This window comes from Candidatus Hodgkinia cicadicola, assembly GCF_002774925.1.
Window position 1 is genome coordinate 1 of sequence record NZ_NXGO01000041.1, and the last position, 17542, is coordinate 17542.

Genomic DNA, 17542 nt, shown 5'->3' on the forward strand with positions numbered 1-17542 from the left:
CACCTTTGTATAGCTCGTTTAAATCGGAACTTGCTTTTGTATTATCATCTAAAACCACAGATGGTCTTAATTCAGCAGGTAAAACAGGTAAGACGTTTATCACCATTAGATTCAATGACATTTTGTTGTTAATAACTCAATCCACTATCTCAATCTTGTCGTTTACATCGTTCAATATTTCTATCGATTTAACATTACGTTTACTGTCGATTAAGGATCGTTTGAGTTCTTTTAACTGAATCATCGATAACAACAACGTTATGGCATTACCACTGGATTCGACCTCATAACTTTCGGTCTTCATTCATAACTTGCTATAGATTTCTCTCGATATAATTTGACCACGTTTAAATTCTCCTGTATCACATCGTCTGATGACATGAAGTTTACATCTAACTAAATCCCGAACTCTTTCAACGTCCACATTTAACAACGAACTCAGGATGTTTGGCATCGTCTTATAAAACAATGTATGAACCATGGGTGTTGCTAAACTAATATGTCCGAACCTTGATCGTGTTTTTGTTGTATTTCCACCTAAATATACATGGCATACCATACAATCAAATGATTGAGTTAATGTCGGTGTCTTACATAAACATTCGGTTTTATTCCTTGATCCGAATATCTTTGGACAAAACAGACCATCCATAATCGGTTTGCCATCATCATCAAAACTATTACCATTACGTACTTCCCCATATGACCAAGACAGTATGGTCTCAGATGATGCTATTTCGAATTTAATGCTTAATATATCCTTACCAAACATTTGATAACATTATTCTATTTTTAACTTAATATCGATACACATAGCGAATAATTCCTTAATTAAAACAAACACACCTTCATTTCGATATGCTTTATACTTTAGGTTACCATGTTGGATGTTAGTTTTGAGTTCGGATCTTGCTAACATGTCATCACATTTAACAGTTATTAATTCTCTTAGAAAATATGAAGCACCGTAGCTCTGCAACGCCCATACCTCCATCTCACCTAACCTCTGTCCTCCTTTATGAGACTTTCCCTTAAGAGGTTGTTGTGTCACAATCGAATAAGGACCTGTTGATCTGGCATGGATTTTGTCATCAACCAAGTGATTTAACTTAAAAATATATATAATACCAACAGTAGTTTTGTTTTTGAATGGCAAACCTGAAACACCATCGTACAGCTGAAGCTTACCACTGAGATCAATCGTTAATCGTTTGTTAAAATCTTTCAAACATGGTTCGAATGAGAAGTTAAACAACGGACAAGATATCTTTACTCCTTGTGATAATTCAGACAACAAAACCAAGATCATATCTTTTGTTAAGTTATTTATATTCGGATATAATTCAGTAAGCTTTGGTATAACCTGTTCCAATATCCGATCATCATTCGTTTTATAATACATGTTTAATATGTTCTTGAATTCTAATCCTAATTTATAACTGATCAAGCCAAAGTTGGCTTCCAATATCTGACCGATGTTCATCCTAGATGGTACTCCTAAGGGATTTAATATAATATCGATCGGTGTTCCATCGGCCATGAATGGCATATCCTCCTTCGGAACTATCCTCGATATCACACCTTTGTTGCCATGCCGTCCACATATCTTATCACCAACCTTAATTGATTTTATCATAAACAATTTAATCTTAATGACTTCTAGTACTCTCGACTCATCATTCGGATCATTACTGCTCAAACGTTTGGTTAACTTATCGAGTAATATATCTCCGATTTTATGTATATAATTTAAATAATGTTTGAATAGAAATGATAATGCATTACGAATGTAGTTATCCTCTGATGTAAATGGTAACTTTATTGATAAATAATCAGCCATATTCCGTTGTAACAACGAAGAACATCGTTTTATGTATTTGTTGGTCACCATGTTGTAATGACATAAACATTCCTCGTATGCCCCATCATAACCATCATTTCCTTCATTTAACTTTATCCTCTTTACCTCTATAACTGTTGCATGTTCTATCCCATTCGGTACTCTAAGAGAAACATTACTCGATAGATCAATAGAACATCCTTCCTCCTCATCATCACATGCACTATCCACACTCCAACCACCACCATCATCTCCTATATCACTAATCAACCCACCAACATCAAGTTTATTACCTCCATCTTCAATAACCTGTTCACTTCCATCATCTAATTCATCAGATTCATCCATTCCAACATCCGTACCAATTTTAATTACCTTGTTATAACAACGTTGTGGTTTCTTAACAACCTCATGTACATCAAGAAGTACATCTCTATTCCCTCCTTCATCATCCCTAAGAACTAACTTGCCCACTAACACATCTCCTTCCTGGACGTTGCTACCCACTTTAACTATCCCGTTGGGATCTAGATGTTTTCGGTACTTCATTGGTATCTCAATTATATCGGCACTTAATCATTCATCACCATGTTTAGTCTTCATGACCTTTGATTCAAGATCTATTATATGTATTGATTTAAAGATACCTTTGTTGATAACATTTTCCGATAATATTACCGAATCCTCGAAGTTATAACCATGTCAACACATGAATGCCACTAACAGGTTGGAACCTAAACTCATTTCTCCATTACAACTTGATTGACATTCGGCAATAACATCTCCCGATCTTACCATCTGTCCAGGGTTGACAACGGTTCGTATCCTTTGGCATGTTTCTTGGTTTGTTTTTTCAATTGTCGGTAAAGTGTAAACCCTATGTTTTGGTTTATTTGATTCATAAATGATAATTTTGTTTGAAACAACGGCCGTTACCATACCATCATTGATTGCTGTGACATTATCACCGGTATTCCTCATAACGTTGTTTTCTTCACCAGTTCCAATTAAAGGAACCTGTGGTTTCAATAACGGTATGGCTTGTTTCTGCATGTTTGCAGCCATTAATGCCCTCGTTGGATCGTTGTGTCCGAGAAACGGGATCAAACAAACAGCAGATGAAAACACTTGAGCTTCGGTCATTAAAGTCAGATCCACAGATCTCTTATCAACAACTATTGTTGTATCTTGGTATAAACATAAGCTCCACTTGTTTGAATCATTCCGATGTGACATCGAAACTTTCAGATTCTTACATTCGTAGTAATTCAGGTACACAACGTTGTTACTGATTAATCCGTTGTATGTTTTAAAATATCCAGTAATTATATGACCATTAACATCAACGTTGGCATATGTTGTCAATGATAAAATTAAGCCAATGTTCTGACCTTCTGGTGATTCAATCGGACATATCTTGGCCAAGTGTCACCTTTTGGTATCTCTCGCATAATTATCAGCATTTTGTTGTGTTAATCCACCTTCACCCATACATATTAACTTGTTTTTATGAGATAATTCAGATAAACTGTTAACTTGATCTAGATACTGACAACGGCTTGATGAGTTAAAACATTTATCAACATGTTTTTGTATTCGATCACTGGATTCTAAAAGAGTTTTAATAACAACATTGTTGTCATCGATTGTGGACCTTTCTTCGGGATACTCCAATGATTGTTCAACAACCTGTGAGTTCAACACACTTGCTAAGTAATTATAAATGATATCTGTTAAATAATCACCACTACCTTTTATAATTTTAATATCACAATTAATCGAGTTAAAACTTGTGCTTCCGATAGTATGTTTAGTTCAAAGTGAAACCAAATCTTTCTTCGTTAATAAATCTAAACCAAAGTCTTGGTTATTACATGTTATATCATTTAAAGTACATCTTCCGATTAAGGTTAAATCTACATCTCTGATGGTTTTAGAATCAATATCACTTTCATAACATAAATTTGAACTTATCAAACGTCCGATGTGTTTAAATAACTTTAAAACAAATGGTTTCGATGTTTCTGTAATCCTTAAGACATCGATGTGTCTTGTTACAAGATTTATATCCAAATCTAATTTATCACCCATGTTGACAATTACATTTCCAAGTTGGTTAACAACAAAACATGAACAAACAACACTGTTTTTATAACAACATCCCACTATGTTTTTGACATGTCTGGATGATCTCTTTCGACCATACTTTGAAGTACTTATATCTAAACTCGATCATTTCCAATCAAACTTCATTCAACGCCCCTTATAATAAACCAGATGTGTTAGATCGGATATATTTTTAAGTATATGTGAATATTTTGATTTTAACAACAACATTGTAGCAAATAAATCCGAATTACAGTTACCATATTTTATTCTTGATCCCTGGATTTTTAAATGTGTTGAACTTCTTGTTACCATATTAATTACCTCGTTGTCCCGATCAAATACAACAGAAATATTTCTTATTAACTGCAACACCAACGTTTTCTTAACTCCATCAACAAGAACCGCATTATCCCTCATAAGTGTTGGTAAGATCACTAGTGACATGTTTAGTTCCGATCTCTGAGGTATAAATGTTATGTTTTTATACGATTGATATCGAATAACATCGAGGATTAAATCAAAACCATTTGATATCTCTGATAAAATATATATTTCAATCCTACCATATTCCAACGTCCAACACCCAATACTGAATGGAAATAAACCTTGGATGTTTAGTCCTAACTTGGATATTTTTATTCCTTCGTTGTTATAACAACCTCATAGTACATTATTGTATAACCTTTTCTGTACTCCTTCTCTTAAATTTGTTACAGGTTTGTTACTAACAATCCCACTTAAACTAATCCTATCTTTCATTATTACCTTCTCATTGTTCTTATCTTTCTTTCTTTTACATACGAAGAGGTTTAATTACATCAACATCTGGTTTGGTTAAATCTTTTAATATTATTCTGAGGTTTATATATAAACATTATGACATTAAATTACAACGAATACAACATCCGTACCTGTTCTTATCAAGATGTTTTAATTAAAATATGTATCTAATGGTTATGTTGTTTATAAATTAATCCGAAATAAATATGACTTAAATCAACAAAACTTACAACGAAGTGATCCTGAACTGCTATGAGTAACACAAAACAACAACTTACTACTTTGTTGTTTCGAACCATGGTATTAATGGTTGGTTGTTTAAGTGGCAACAACAGGTATGTTATTAATTAACTGTCTAATGTGTCATCAGAGGGAGGTCTACATGTTTGGCCGTTGTAATTATCTAATTCTTAGCCATATTATCATGACAATGTTATCGAAATCATCATTCCATCCTTGATCCAATTAAAGACTGGATACAACAAATAGTTCATGTTAATTTAATCTGTTTTTTACTCTTAACACTTATCGAGTTAATTGTTATAAACCTAATCATTGGCTTCGGACACATCAAACGTTGTGACCAACGTAGTAAACAATTAATGATTTAGTAGTATATTCGATTGTTGTTCTCATTGAGAAATGTTATTTCTTTCCATCAAATTATACCATCACATAGAATACTTCATCCAAACCAAAATATAAACATCATTCGGTTAACAACATGGTGGAGTTTAATTGGGTGTTGGTATTTTGTTTCGTTTAAATCGTAAGCTTCAATCAGAAGAACCAATTATTAAAACTCTTAACATCTCGGTTGTTTCGTTTGTTTTCATCTGAATCATCGGGATGTTTTTATATATTAACAGAACAGGATGTTGTTTCGGATTAATCGTCATTGATCCTTGTAATGAAGTCTTAACTATACGATGTAATTCCCGATACTTGCTTGATAGTAAAAGGTATCAAACATCCTAACCACAACACAGATTGTAGACCTCAACAGAATATAGTTAACACCTCTATCTCCGTTTGATCTGTCATTCATGTAATTTATTGGTATTAATTACATCCGATTATTCACTTCTTTAGAAGAAGTTATATTACACTTGGATTTTGATTAATAACAGATCGGTTACTTCCGATGTTTGTTAATACCAACACGGTACACTGTTACATAAAACAAATGTATAGAACATAGAATACAACGGCCATATTATACCATAATGCTAAATATAATAACTTAAGTAAATAATACAACTTACTCCAATTTATTAATCTCTACCCGATATATAACAATTCTGTTCTTACTTGTACAATCACCGATTGTGGCATGGATGTTTTCAATGATAATTTACTATCCGATTAAATCAAACAAAATCATAACAACCCGTACTTTGAAGTAAATAAATATGTGCATGTTGGCATGTTTGTTTTCTGATTTAGTTAAAGATTTGAACGGAAGTTATAACCGAACTATAATTACAAATCATTAGAGCTATTAATTGATGTTAGAAGAACAAAATTCATACCATATATTTTGATGTTTTAAATTATAAGTTTAAGTAATCTTGATAGAATTATCTTGAAATGTTTTAATTAGACCAATTAATATTACTAACATATGACAAAATGATTTAATAACTTATCTGATCCAATGATGTGATTCAAACAACAACGCCCAAACAACTTCGATATAACAATTGAAATTTTGTACGTTAATCACATGTTATCAATTAAACCTAATCTGTATTTAATGATTTAATGGCTATAATCGATCGGAACATAATTATGTCCAAACATGTTATAATGTGTGATTACATCTGATCGTTTGATATTTTTGGTTAGTAAACGTTGGGTTATAACATTTAAACAATTATGAAGATTTACATCAATGATGTCAGTGTTAAATGTTTCAAATGTTCGGTTCAAGGTATTGAAGATGTTAATATTAATGTCACTGTTAATAACATCCAACGGATCAATGGGATCGAGGTCTGTTATTTAGAATCATTTGATTGAAAACATCAAGACGTTACTAATATTTACAGTTAAACATCTACATTAGAAATACCAAGGAGTTGGTTTGTTGTAAATTTAATTAAATATATCTAACTTGTATATTTTAATCACATGAATGTTGGTGTCGAACAAGACATAAAGATAAATGATTTATTAGAATATAACATGTGGATTTTGTATGTCTGAATTAGATAAATTATAAAGATGATGATATAGCTGTGAATTTAGGTAACAATTAATCACAACCGTTGGTACATGTTTGTTGTTATGTTTAGTTGATTTAGAATTTAATATTAATAACGACAATATTGGAGAGATAGATGGGTCGTGTTGGTTTTAATTCGAATAAGTTCAGTCTTGACATGGCATTGGAAACAAATTATGAGAGAATGGAACGTTGGAAACAGATCATAACAACTGAATTAATAAAACCAATCAGGCTATCAATAGAGTACGGTGGTAATAACATTTACATGAACAACCGAATATTAATTGGTAGATTCTTAACCTATATTCAATGGTATATTTAATTTGTGTTGTAATTATTTAAGATGTTCTTACCTACAACGTTGTAACCGTTCGTTTGTTGTTATAATAGTGTATTATTAAGTTAATTACCACTAACCGAATCAATTGACCACATGATGGTGTTCGAACGTTGTAACTTGAACAAACGGATACAATCAGTTCGTATGTTAAATGAATTTATATCGGTGTTGCTTGGTTCGGAACATCGAAATGGTAATTGTGTTATTAAAATAAAGAACATTTGGTCTGAACGATTTAGATGTAATATTACCACTATGTTATTATCGATGAAACACTGATTGCCATAAGAACATATGCATAAATGGTTACAAAATGACTACCATATTGGATGTATAAACTTTGTTAACATACAACCTAGTGATTAAACAACAACACCAATGGTAGTAACTGTTTAATCAAATGGGATGGTATAATAGACTAATAATAACAAATAGTATGTTGGTTTTAGTAATGTTTGGTATACCGATGGGATGACAACAGGGTAGAAGTAGATGTTGGATAGTATGCTTACAAATGTTATGGTTACAATCAAAGATTATCAATCAATTGAATAAACAAATGGAACAATGAATAGTTCAAGAAGATTTGAACTGTTAACTTACATCGTTTCTAATGGGAACTTGTTTGTTTTGGTAGTTAGATGTAAACGTCCATGGTATTAACAAATTATGTTAACATTGATTCGGGAACATAACAAATCAATGGACTTAGTGATCTTTCTACTGATTTAACACTTTGTTTTAGCTGTTTACAATATGAAATTATTTGTTGTTTATCTATATATTTTATTCCGAAATAAACAGCATGTGGGTTGGCAACAACCATGGATAATATACTGGTTTGTGGTATAAAAGATCAGACATCAGATATCATTAGACCAATATTTGATTTCAAGGATAATATTCTAAATAAATTATGTTTAATTCCATGGTCTGGGATGATTGGATAACCCGGTGCTGGTCTAATACCTGTTCGTCTTCCTTCAATGTCACTATGTGAACGTTTACATGCATAAGCCCAAACATGATATCTTATTGTATCGTAAGTGGACTTTGAACATGATTCAACTAAGTTATCACAAATTGTTTTGAAAACATAAGCACATTGCAACCGATTTCTATCGTTGAAATATCGATGTATTAAAGTAGACTCAATACCAACAACACAACAATATATTGAAATATTATCATTATTACCATCAACAAAGTCACTTAAACTTAAACATAAGTTAGTGTTTTGTTGTTGTCTTAGCATCGGGAGTTTGGCTATCAGTACGTTATTTGAATTCAGAACACAAATAGATCCATGTCTGTTAACGGCCTTCATCATGCCAATAGTTCTTCTGATACTTACCCATCTCTCTGAGATCATTTTATTAAACATCTTCTTTTGTAGTGTTGTTATTTTTGCCACTACCACACAACTTTCATTAAAACCATGTTTAATACGAAGACCTTTTAAATTTCCAACACAACTAGTCTTTGTACCAATGAAATTAACATTCGGAACTACTCGTTTGTTGAACTTAAACGAACGATTTAATGAAGTTTCAAACGGTATTCTACAACGTTGTAATTTAGATCTGTTATAAATATCTGTTATTAACTCATAATCCGATTTCAATGTTTTAATATAAGTACTTCTTGATCCTTTAAACAATTTAGCCAAAACATCAACGGCTTTACTCGCATCTTTGACATGTATCACAATGCCATTAGGATATTCAGGGTAAAGCTTTATTGCTGTATGCAGTTTACTCGTTGTTGCACCGCCAACAAGTAGTGGGATATCCAATGATTTCCTTTGTAGAAGTCTTGCCACTTTAACCATTTCATCCAATGAAGGAGATATTAAACCCGAGATTCCGATAGCATCTGCTTTATATTTAATGGCGGCTTGAACGATTTCGTTAGCAGAAACCATTATTCCCAAATCTATTATCTGGTAATTATTACACGATAAAACAGTACTAACAATATTCTTACCGATATCATGAACATCACCTTTAACCGTTGCCATCACTATCACATTGTTGTTCTTAGTACTTCCGATCTTTATCAATGGTGTTATTGCGGTTACGGCTTTCTTCATTACTCTTGCCGCTTTTATCATCTGTGGTAAAAACATCTTACCATCTCCAAACAGTTTACCTATAATATCCATACCTTCCATCAATACCTCCTCTATAACTCGTAACGCACCTATGTCTTTAGCTAATTCTACTGAATCTTGTTCAATATATTTATCAATTCCACCAATAACAGCATGTATTACTCTTGATTTAACATCCCATTTCCTTCAATTACTTCCATTCTCCCCATTACTGAGAACATTAAACCTGGTACCGAAAACGTTTAAGATCTCTTCTATCGATACCTGCACGTTGTTTAATATTAGTGACTTACATAAATTTCTAATCTTATCACTAAGCTTACTATAGGATATTTGATTCTGAACGTTTATAATTCCGAGATTTAAACCAACGAGTTTAGCATATCTTAAAAACATGCAGTGTAATGATTCTCTGATTTTGTTGTTACCTCTGAACGAGAACGATAAATTCGATATGCCTAACACTAGATTTATCTTCGGATAAATTATACTTATTAACTTAATACTGTTGATTAATTCTAAAGCATTTCTATCATGATCTGTAATTCCCGTTGCTATTGCAAAGGTGTTTAAATCTATTATTACTTCTTCATCGGTAAAACCAACTTCCCTCGTTAACAATCCATGTACTCTTTTACAAATCTCTAATCGTTGTTCAACGTTTGATGCCTGTCCTCTTTCATCGAACGCAATCGTGATCGGTAAACATCCATGCATCTTGATCAACCTCGCTTTATCTATGAACTGTTTGTCTCCATCCTTAAGTGAGATAGAATTTACGATACCTCTACCTTGTATATGCTTCATGCCGATCAAAAGTGTACCTCACTTGGAAGAATCAATCATAATTGGTAATGCTGATAAATCAGGTTCGGTGTTAATCAAGTTCAAGAATTTTGAGATCTCTACCTCCGAATCCAACAAAGCATCATCCATGTTTATATCTATAATTTTTGCTCCATGTACTACTTGTTGTCTTACGATGTCCAAAGCTCTTTCATAGTTACCTGAAGTTATCATGTGCTTGAATCTACTCGATCCTGATACGTTTGCTCGTTCACCGATTTCATAAAATCCATCTCTGTTGATCTTCATCGGCTCTAATCCACTTAAGAACAAACAATTGGATTTAGTACTAACATCTACAACCTTTGAAGGTTTGTTTGATAATTTAAACTTAATTAATTCCGAAATATGTTTGGGAGTGGTACCACAACAACCGCCTAACACACATGCATGTTTTATTAATTTTTTAATCTGCTTAGCAAAATCATCGGGATTCTGAGTATACTTTCCCTCTTCGTTTGGAAAACCTGCATTCGGATATACTCATATTGATTTACCAACAATACTCGATAGTTCGGAAGCATATTGTTTTAGATGTTCTGGTCCAAGGGCACAATTTAATCCAACACTTAATGGCTTGGCATGACTAACCGAATGCCAGAATGCTTCTAGAGTTTGGCCGGATAAAGTCCTTCCGGATGCATCACTTATTGTCACTGATATTACTAAAGCATGTTCGGTCTTTAGTTTTCTACACACCTCCAAGTAAGCGAACAATGCAGCTTTGGCATTTATTGTATCAAAAACAGTTTCTATCAATAAAATGTTTACATCCATGTTTAACAATGTGTTAATCTGTTGTTTATAACTTGTTACCATTTCATCGAATGAAACATCTCGATATGCAGGTTTCAATGCATTGGAAGGTACCGTTAAGCTTTTATTTGTTGGACCAACCGAACCTGCAACAAATACACGACGTTTGTTGTAAAACGAATACTTTAACCTCGCTCTCTTTGCTATTAACACTGCCCGTTTGTTGAGTTCTATACAAGATCAGTTGTTGTTGTAATCAGATTGAGAAATTCGATTTGAATTGAAGGTATTCGTCTCGATTATGTCTACTCCAACCTCTAAATAACTCTGATGTATCTTCTCGATTACTCTTGGTTGAGTAATGTTCAAAATATCATTGTTACCTCTGTTTTGTTTACCACCATAATGTCTATCCTTTAATTTAAACTTTTGTATCTGAGTACCCATCGCACCATCCAGTATTAACCTCCGTTTCCTTCCTAACTTTAACAATGCCATATAAGCATTAGTTTTGTTTGAACTGGTATTATTCACTTAAGAATTTATCTTCAAATCGTACATGAAGATCGGAACAACAAAACATATGAAACAATAATGATGTTAACATGCCTTCGATAATATCTTTACAACGTTGTGTCTAATTCTACCTGGTTTCGAAACTACAATCCTTTTACTATAACAAGTATCATTTCCTTGCCAATCATATATCTCACATCCCACTCCTTTCAATATCGGAACTAACTGAACAAAGTCATATGGTTTAAGATTACAATCAATAACAGCATCTATACATCCTCTTGCCAACAAAGTGTAAGCATAACAGTCATAATCGTGTATCACATGTTGGACTTTCTTCGATAAGCGATCAAATGTTCGTTTCTCCTTTAAATTCATGTGGCTAGATGAAGAAGTAGCTATGACGTACTGGTTTAACATTTTGTTGTCAACTATCTTCGGTAATAAAACAAAGTCACGGTTTTTGTTCTTGTAAAAGGTTTTACCATTGATAGCGATTAATCTTTCATTTAAAACCGGATGATCAACAGCACCTAACACAAAAGATCCATCTTTTATTAAACCAATCAATGTACCCCATATTGGTGAACCACTAACAAATGACTTTGTACCATCTATTGGATCAACAACTCACATGCTGCTACCTTTTGGACAACATCCGAACTCCTCACTATAAACCTCTATCTTCGGAGTTATCAGATTTATTAATTCAATTATATCACTTTCTATAATTTTATCATATATTGTTACCGGATTGTAACCACCACCTTTTGAAATAAACTCGATTTCATTGCGAAAACCAAGATCACTTGTATGGCATCTAACATTATCCAAAATGGCATTTATTAACTTGAAATAAAAATTATATGTTAACTCCATGGATGTTTGACAACGTTGTAATGGTTTTTACGTTTGGATCGAAGTAGTTGTTAATACATTTTGTACTAGTAACCATATTTTTGTTGTTAAAATTGATTAAATAACCAGTAATCATGTTGTTAGTTATAAGAGATATATTTCGGAATTAATAATACCTATCAAGATTAACGCTCCGCTGCGATTAATTTGAGACGTAGGTAATCGGATAAACGGTTTTAACAAACCATTGACTAAGCTTGATGTTCTGATAATGGTTTGGAACGTTGAAACAACCACAACGTTTATAGAGGAGAAAGTTGTCGATCTCGTTTTATCTGATCGATATGTAACGATGAATTTATAAAACCAACAGATCAATGAATTAATTACAAATCAATCAACAACTTACGATCAATGGCTATATATAAATGTAGGTTTAAATGAAACGTTTGAAGATTGGTGTGTTGTTGTTAATGTTTGGGACCAAACGTTCGATGTCAGATGTGATATAATTAATTCGAATTGTTGGGATTTACCGTCAAGGTTGTAATTTATAAACATCAATTTAGCTTAACATCATGTCATGTTTAACAGATAATCAGATAAAGTTTAGCCATTTATCGTATATCGGAGTAATTGATTGACTCTTAAATTGATTAATCGAAGTAACTTGATGTAATAATTATGACATAACACAGTATGGTAATCGGGATGTTTTAACTATACCAAACAAAATGTTGATGAATAGTTGGACTTATAAATGAATACTCGAATTATATCAACACTAAGGATGTTTGAATTGAAACCTTTTCATGATGATAAGTTCAGTATGTAACCAAATTATTAATATATTTTACAAGTAAGTATAACATTTGGTTCCGTGTTGCTAACAACAAACCATCAATCTGGATGTTGGATATGGACCATTGAAACCATGGCATCGGATACCATAACATCATATTTATCTGTAATTATTAATTTAATAATCAAAACATCCAATGTTGGATTAACTAATGACTAAATGGCAATGAATGAAATCACGTACATGTTGGCTAAAACCATTGTTCCAATGATGCTGATGTTATTCTGTTTGTTTACATTATTAACAACCGTTTGGGTGTTATATATATTTGTGTTAATATCTTATATGTTATATCCGATTGTTTAGATCGGTTTAATTGTTTCTAATTGTAATAAGGTTGGTTTGATAAACTATCCTATAATATTCGTAAGTTTTATAACCATGATTGGGAACAACGTATGTGAGATATTCATTTGATTGTGTTTCATTGGGTGTTGGCTTATATGACGATGAGTTGATGGGAGGTTATTGTCTGAATTATATGTTGTATAATCCGAAGATAGGATCAGATAACTGATCTATATAGTATGTTAATTAAATTGATTTATGGGATGTAGTTGCTTCGTTTTGAACAACACGGATCACTTCATTGTTGTATGTAAATTAATTTGTTTTTATATCTGTTATGATAACTGTAACTAAGAGGTTAATTCAATGATGGAAACAACATGGTGACAGTGATTAGCTATTAATGGGATGGAGGTTGGGAATAAACATTGAGATCTGTCGATATTATGATGGGATTGTTTGAATCAATAAAATATATCTGAACTAATGATGTAATTTGATTGAATCAGATGATAAACATTGGTTTCAGTTCATCATTAGGATATGTTTATTTAGTAATTGATTAGATATGAGATGCTTGGTAGTTTCATTGGACGGGTTGGAAACATATGGCACTTATGTCTCTTTTTTGGATAACACATGAAATATATATGGATAATATAAAATGTTTACTTAGATACTATAGAGTAAATAACAAGTTAAACGATGCTGATCTCAAAGATGAACAAGGATATAACCATATAATATGATGTATAAAACCACCATTCATGTAATTAGAATAATACCTTCAAATGTGTTGTTACAACGTTGTTATGAAGAAATTACTAATGTGTGGTTGTTGTTTTTGTAAACAAGTCGATGGGACCATATGTTTTGGTCCGTTTAATGAGATTTAAGTAGTTGTTAGATGATGGTGTTTGGTATATGACGGGTAATTTAACACGAATAAGAGAATACAGATTGACAGATTTAGAACAATGAATTAATTAACACATAGCAACAACCATGATGAAATGATCGATTAATTTAACCATGTTAATCCTATAAATGACTAACAGAATATCTGACTTCGTTGATCCATGGAAGAGGTTACCGTATATCGACTCACGTTGGTTAACATGTATGTTGAATCATTAATTGATTTGGTATAAATGAAACACCAATAACATTGGTTGATGATGTAGTAATGAGAACAATGAATCAGATTGGGATATATGTTGTAAATAATGAGAAATAGGATATAAAACTGTGATGTCGATATATATTTATAAGTAATTGGACAAGATATTTAATATTAATGTTAATTTATGAATATATTAGGTATAGAATGGAACCTATATGTCCGATGGTTCTTTGGAAGCGGATCCTTCTGTTTGTTTTGGTTTGTTCACTATTGCCACTTCGGTTATAACAACCAATCCGGCAACAGATGCCGCTTCTTTTAATGCCGTTTCAACTACTTTAACCGGATCAATAATACCAAATACTATTAAGTCACCATATTTCATACCTCTAACATCATATCCATAAGCAATTTTGTTTTCAGCTTCAATGTTCTTTAATATTAAATCAGGATCCATGCCACTATTTATAATTATTTGTTTGATAGGAATGGTTAAAGATTCCTTGATAATATTCAGTCCTATCTGTTGGTCTTTGTTCGGAAGTTCAATGTTTAACTTCTTCGATATCCAAAACAAAGCTGTACCACCACCAGCAATAATACCATCATGAATTGCCGATCTGGTAGCATTCAATGCATCCTCAACCCTATCCTTCTTTTCCTTAATTTCAATTTCAGTTGATCCACCTACCTTTATCATGGCTATTCCACCAGTCAATCTTGCCAATCGTTCATGTAATTTCTCCTTCTCATACTCCGACTCAACATTATCTCATTGTTGTTTAATCTGTCTTATTTTGTTCCGTAATTCAACCTTGTCACCTAACCCATCAATGATGGTGGTAGTATCTTTATCCACAACTATTCGTGTTGCTTTACCCAATTGACTGATGGTAACATCTTCCAGTTTTAATCCTAAACCACTACTGATTATCTGAGCACCGGTTAACAACGATATATCTTCTAACATTTGTTGCTTTCGGTCACCAAAACCCGGTGATTTAACTCCAACGATTTTCAGTTTTCCTCGAAACTTGTTCAACAATAGAGTCGCTAACGCTTCACCTTCAATATCTTCGGCAATAATTACAAGACTATTATCGGTTCCTGATATAATTTCTAACACAGGTAGAACTGATTTTATACTCGTTATCTTTTCATCACAAACCAAAACATATGGATGTTGGAAATCACAAGTTGTCTTTGTTTGATCGGGAATAAAATATCTTGAAATATAACCTCTATCAAATCTCATTCCATCAACCAATTCTAATCCAGATTCCAAGGCTTTTGTTTCCTCAACAGTAACTATTCCATCGTTACCTACCCGTTGTAATGCTTCACCGATGTCCAATCCTATCCTCCTATCACCATTTGCTGCAATTGTTCCAACATGGATAATCTCTTCTAACCCAGATACCTTCCTAGAATTTTCTTGTAAGATCCTTACTACTTCCTCTACCGCAAGTGCCATTCCCTTTCTAACATCTATTGGATTTGCACCTGAATTAACAGCTTTCAATCCTTCATTAACCATCATTTGAGTAAGTACTGTGGCCGTTGTTGTTCCATCTCCAACGACATCGTTTGTTTTAACCGCAACCTCCTTCAACATCTTGACTCCGGTATTCATTAATCCTCCATTAAGATTAATTTCTCGAACAACTGTTACTCCATCCTTTGTTACTCTCGGTGATCCATCTGTTTTGTCGATGACAACGTTCCGTCCATTCGGACCTAAGGTTACTTTAACAACGTTCGATACCATGTTTATACCCTCCAATATTCCATCCCTTGCTTCTTTTCCGAAAACAATACAGTTATCCATTAATCCCATTCGGTACAAGATGTTCGAAACAACACAACAACATCTGATGTGTTAACTATGTCTACTTCTAGTGAATTGAGGTTGTAACATAGGTTTTCTGTTCTAATATATAATACCTTATCTCCGGTCTTAAGTTCGGAATTTGAACTGATAACAACACCCACACAAAGTTTTGAATCATTAGAGTTTGGAATTATGACACCTTTTGAAGTTAATTTTGTTTTTACAATCGGAGTTATAATTGTTTTGTTAAATGAAACTATTAACATCGGTGTTCGGTTCATGACTTGGGATGTAATTAGTTAACCGATTGGTAGATGAAAACCATAAATGTTAGCTAATGATGACTGGATGTTGTTATTCTTCATCATAAATTTAATCGGTATACCACTCCCTTTATTTTTTAATATAATAATAACACCAATATAACAACATATCAATACAACGATAATTACCATATTATGTATAATATCAACAAACTATTTAACCTATACATTATAATTTTTTAATGTGTTTAACATCAACCTCCAACATAATAAATCCGTCTCATTTTTATCACCATCGAGTAAACACATACCTTAAATAACAATTACTTGTTTATAAAATTCAAAGAAAACGTAATAAACTTATATCTCAGAGATAAAATATAAGACGGATATCGATGACATACTTACATCCCTGTTAACTTGTTGGCAACAACCGTGACCGAATTTTTACATCGAAATCATGGGATCCATTGATAAACTTCCGAAACATTAGAATCCGTACCATTTATTAACATCATTCAAAATTATGGAACAAATATGATCTGATAAAATGGTTCCTTTAATAACCTGATTAAAATCTCCGAACGTTATAAACATAAACACAACAACCTGATAAATTTATCTCCACAAACGTTGTTTTAAGCAATACAACCAAACCACATAGACATGTAACAATTACTGTTTATAACCAATGACTTACATCCGAATAACATTAAATCGAACATCAATAATGTCAACACTGAACCATCAAGATCCCACTCCCAACATCAACACACACATAAATTAA

Annotated in this window: 13 protein-coding genes; 4 read left to right on the plus strand and 9 right to left on the minus strand. The window is 32.6% G+C overall.

What is annotated here, in order from left to right; genetic code table 4:
• The 3 genes from MAGTDC_RS02195 to MAGTDC_RS04640 all read right to left on the minus strand — a co-directional run.
• The coding region (locus MAGTDC_RS02195; RefSeq protein WP_278046931.1) for a DNA-directed RNA polymerase subunit beta' at window positions 1–772 on the minus strand (772 nt) is incomplete at its 3' end.
• Window positions 773–781: 9 nt separating this feature from the next.
• Entirely contained in the window at window positions 782–4708 is a 3927-nt protein-coding gene (locus tag MAGTDC_RS02200; protein WP_146656531.1) for a DNA-directed RNA polymerase subunit beta, read from the minus strand.
• 755 nt (window positions 4709–5463) lie between these two features.
• Window positions 5464–5628: a hypothetical protein gene (locus MAGTDC_RS04640; RefSeq protein ID WP_192572890.1), complete on the minus strand. Its 165-nt coding sequence runs from the start codon at window positions 5626–5628 to the stop codon at window positions 5464–5466.
• 1443 nt (window positions 5629–7071) lie between these two features.
• Here MAGTDC_RS04640 and MAGTDC_RS05550 point away from each other — a divergent pair.
• Complete coding sequence (locus tag MAGTDC_RS05550; protein WP_146656530.1) at window positions 7072–7281, plus strand: hypothetical protein; 210 nt, start codon at window positions 7072–7074, stop codon at window positions 7279–7281.
• A gap of 80 nt (window positions 7282–7361) precedes the next feature.
• Here MAGTDC_RS05550 and MAGTDC_RS04645 read toward each other — a convergent pair whose 3' ends face one another.
• Complete coding sequence (locus MAGTDC_RS04645) at window positions 7362–7553, minus strand: hypothetical protein (protein WP_192572897.1); 192 nt, start codon at window positions 7551–7553, stop codon at window positions 7362–7364.
• 146 nt (window positions 7554–7699) lie between these two features.
• Between MAGTDC_RS04645 and MAGTDC_RS02215 the strand changes: the two genes are divergently transcribed.
• Window positions 7700–7897 (plus strand): hypothetical protein, encoded by a 198-nt coding sequence (locus MAGTDC_RS02215; protein ID WP_146656528.1) that lies wholly within the window; start codon window positions 7700–7702, stop codon window positions 7895–7897.
• Window positions 7898–7966: 69 nt separating this feature from the next.
• On the opposite strand, the gene metH is transcribed toward MAGTDC_RS02215, so the two are convergent.
• From metH to MAGTDC_RS05555, 3 genes are all read right to left on the minus strand, one after another.
• Window positions 7967–11548 (minus strand): methionine synthase, encoded by a 3582-nt coding sequence (metH, locus tag MAGTDC_RS02220; protein ID WP_146656527.1) that lies wholly within the window; start codon window positions 11546–11548, stop codon window positions 7967–7969.
• A gap of 66 nt (window positions 11549–11614) precedes the next feature.
• A complete protein-coding gene (locus MAGTDC_RS02225; protein ID WP_146656526.1) occupies window positions 11615–12409 on the minus strand; it encodes an inositol monophosphatase family protein in 795 nt (264 codons plus the stop codon).
• Entirely contained in the window at window positions 12393–12524 is a 132-nt protein-coding gene (locus MAGTDC_RS05555) for a hypothetical protein (RefSeq protein WP_278046844.1), read from the minus strand. Before MAGTDC_RS05555 ends, MAGTDC_RS02225 begins: the two co-directional genes overlap by 17 nt.
• Before the next feature lie 1111 nt (window positions 12525–13635).
• Between MAGTDC_RS05555 and MAGTDC_RS04650 the strand changes: the two genes are divergently transcribed.
• Window positions 13636–13776 (plus strand): hypothetical protein, encoded by a 141-nt coding sequence (locus MAGTDC_RS04650; RefSeq protein ID WP_192572896.1) that lies wholly within the window; start codon window positions 13636–13638, stop codon window positions 13774–13776.
• 190 nt (window positions 13777–13966) lie between these two features.
• Window positions 13967–14104, plus strand: a complete 138-nt coding sequence (locus MAGTDC_RS04655) for a hypothetical protein (protein ID WP_192572895.1) — start codon at window positions 13967–13969, stop codon at window positions 14102–14104.
• A gap of 768 nt (window positions 14105–14872) precedes the next feature.
• Here the strand turns inward: MAGTDC_RS04655 and groL are convergent.
• Together groL and MAGTDC_RS02235 are read right to left on the minus strand one after the other, a co-directional pair.
• Complete coding sequence (gene groL / locus MAGTDC_RS02230) at window positions 14873–16489, minus strand: chaperonin GroEL (RefSeq protein WP_146656535.1); 1617 nt, start codon at window positions 16487–16489, stop codon at window positions 14873–14875.
• Complete coding sequence (locus MAGTDC_RS02235; RefSeq protein WP_146656525.1) at window positions 16489–16758, minus strand: hypothetical protein; 270 nt, start codon at window positions 16756–16758, stop codon at window positions 16489–16491. Before MAGTDC_RS02235 ends, groL begins: the two co-directional genes overlap by 1 nt.
• Window positions 16759–17542 lie beyond the last annotated feature (784 nt).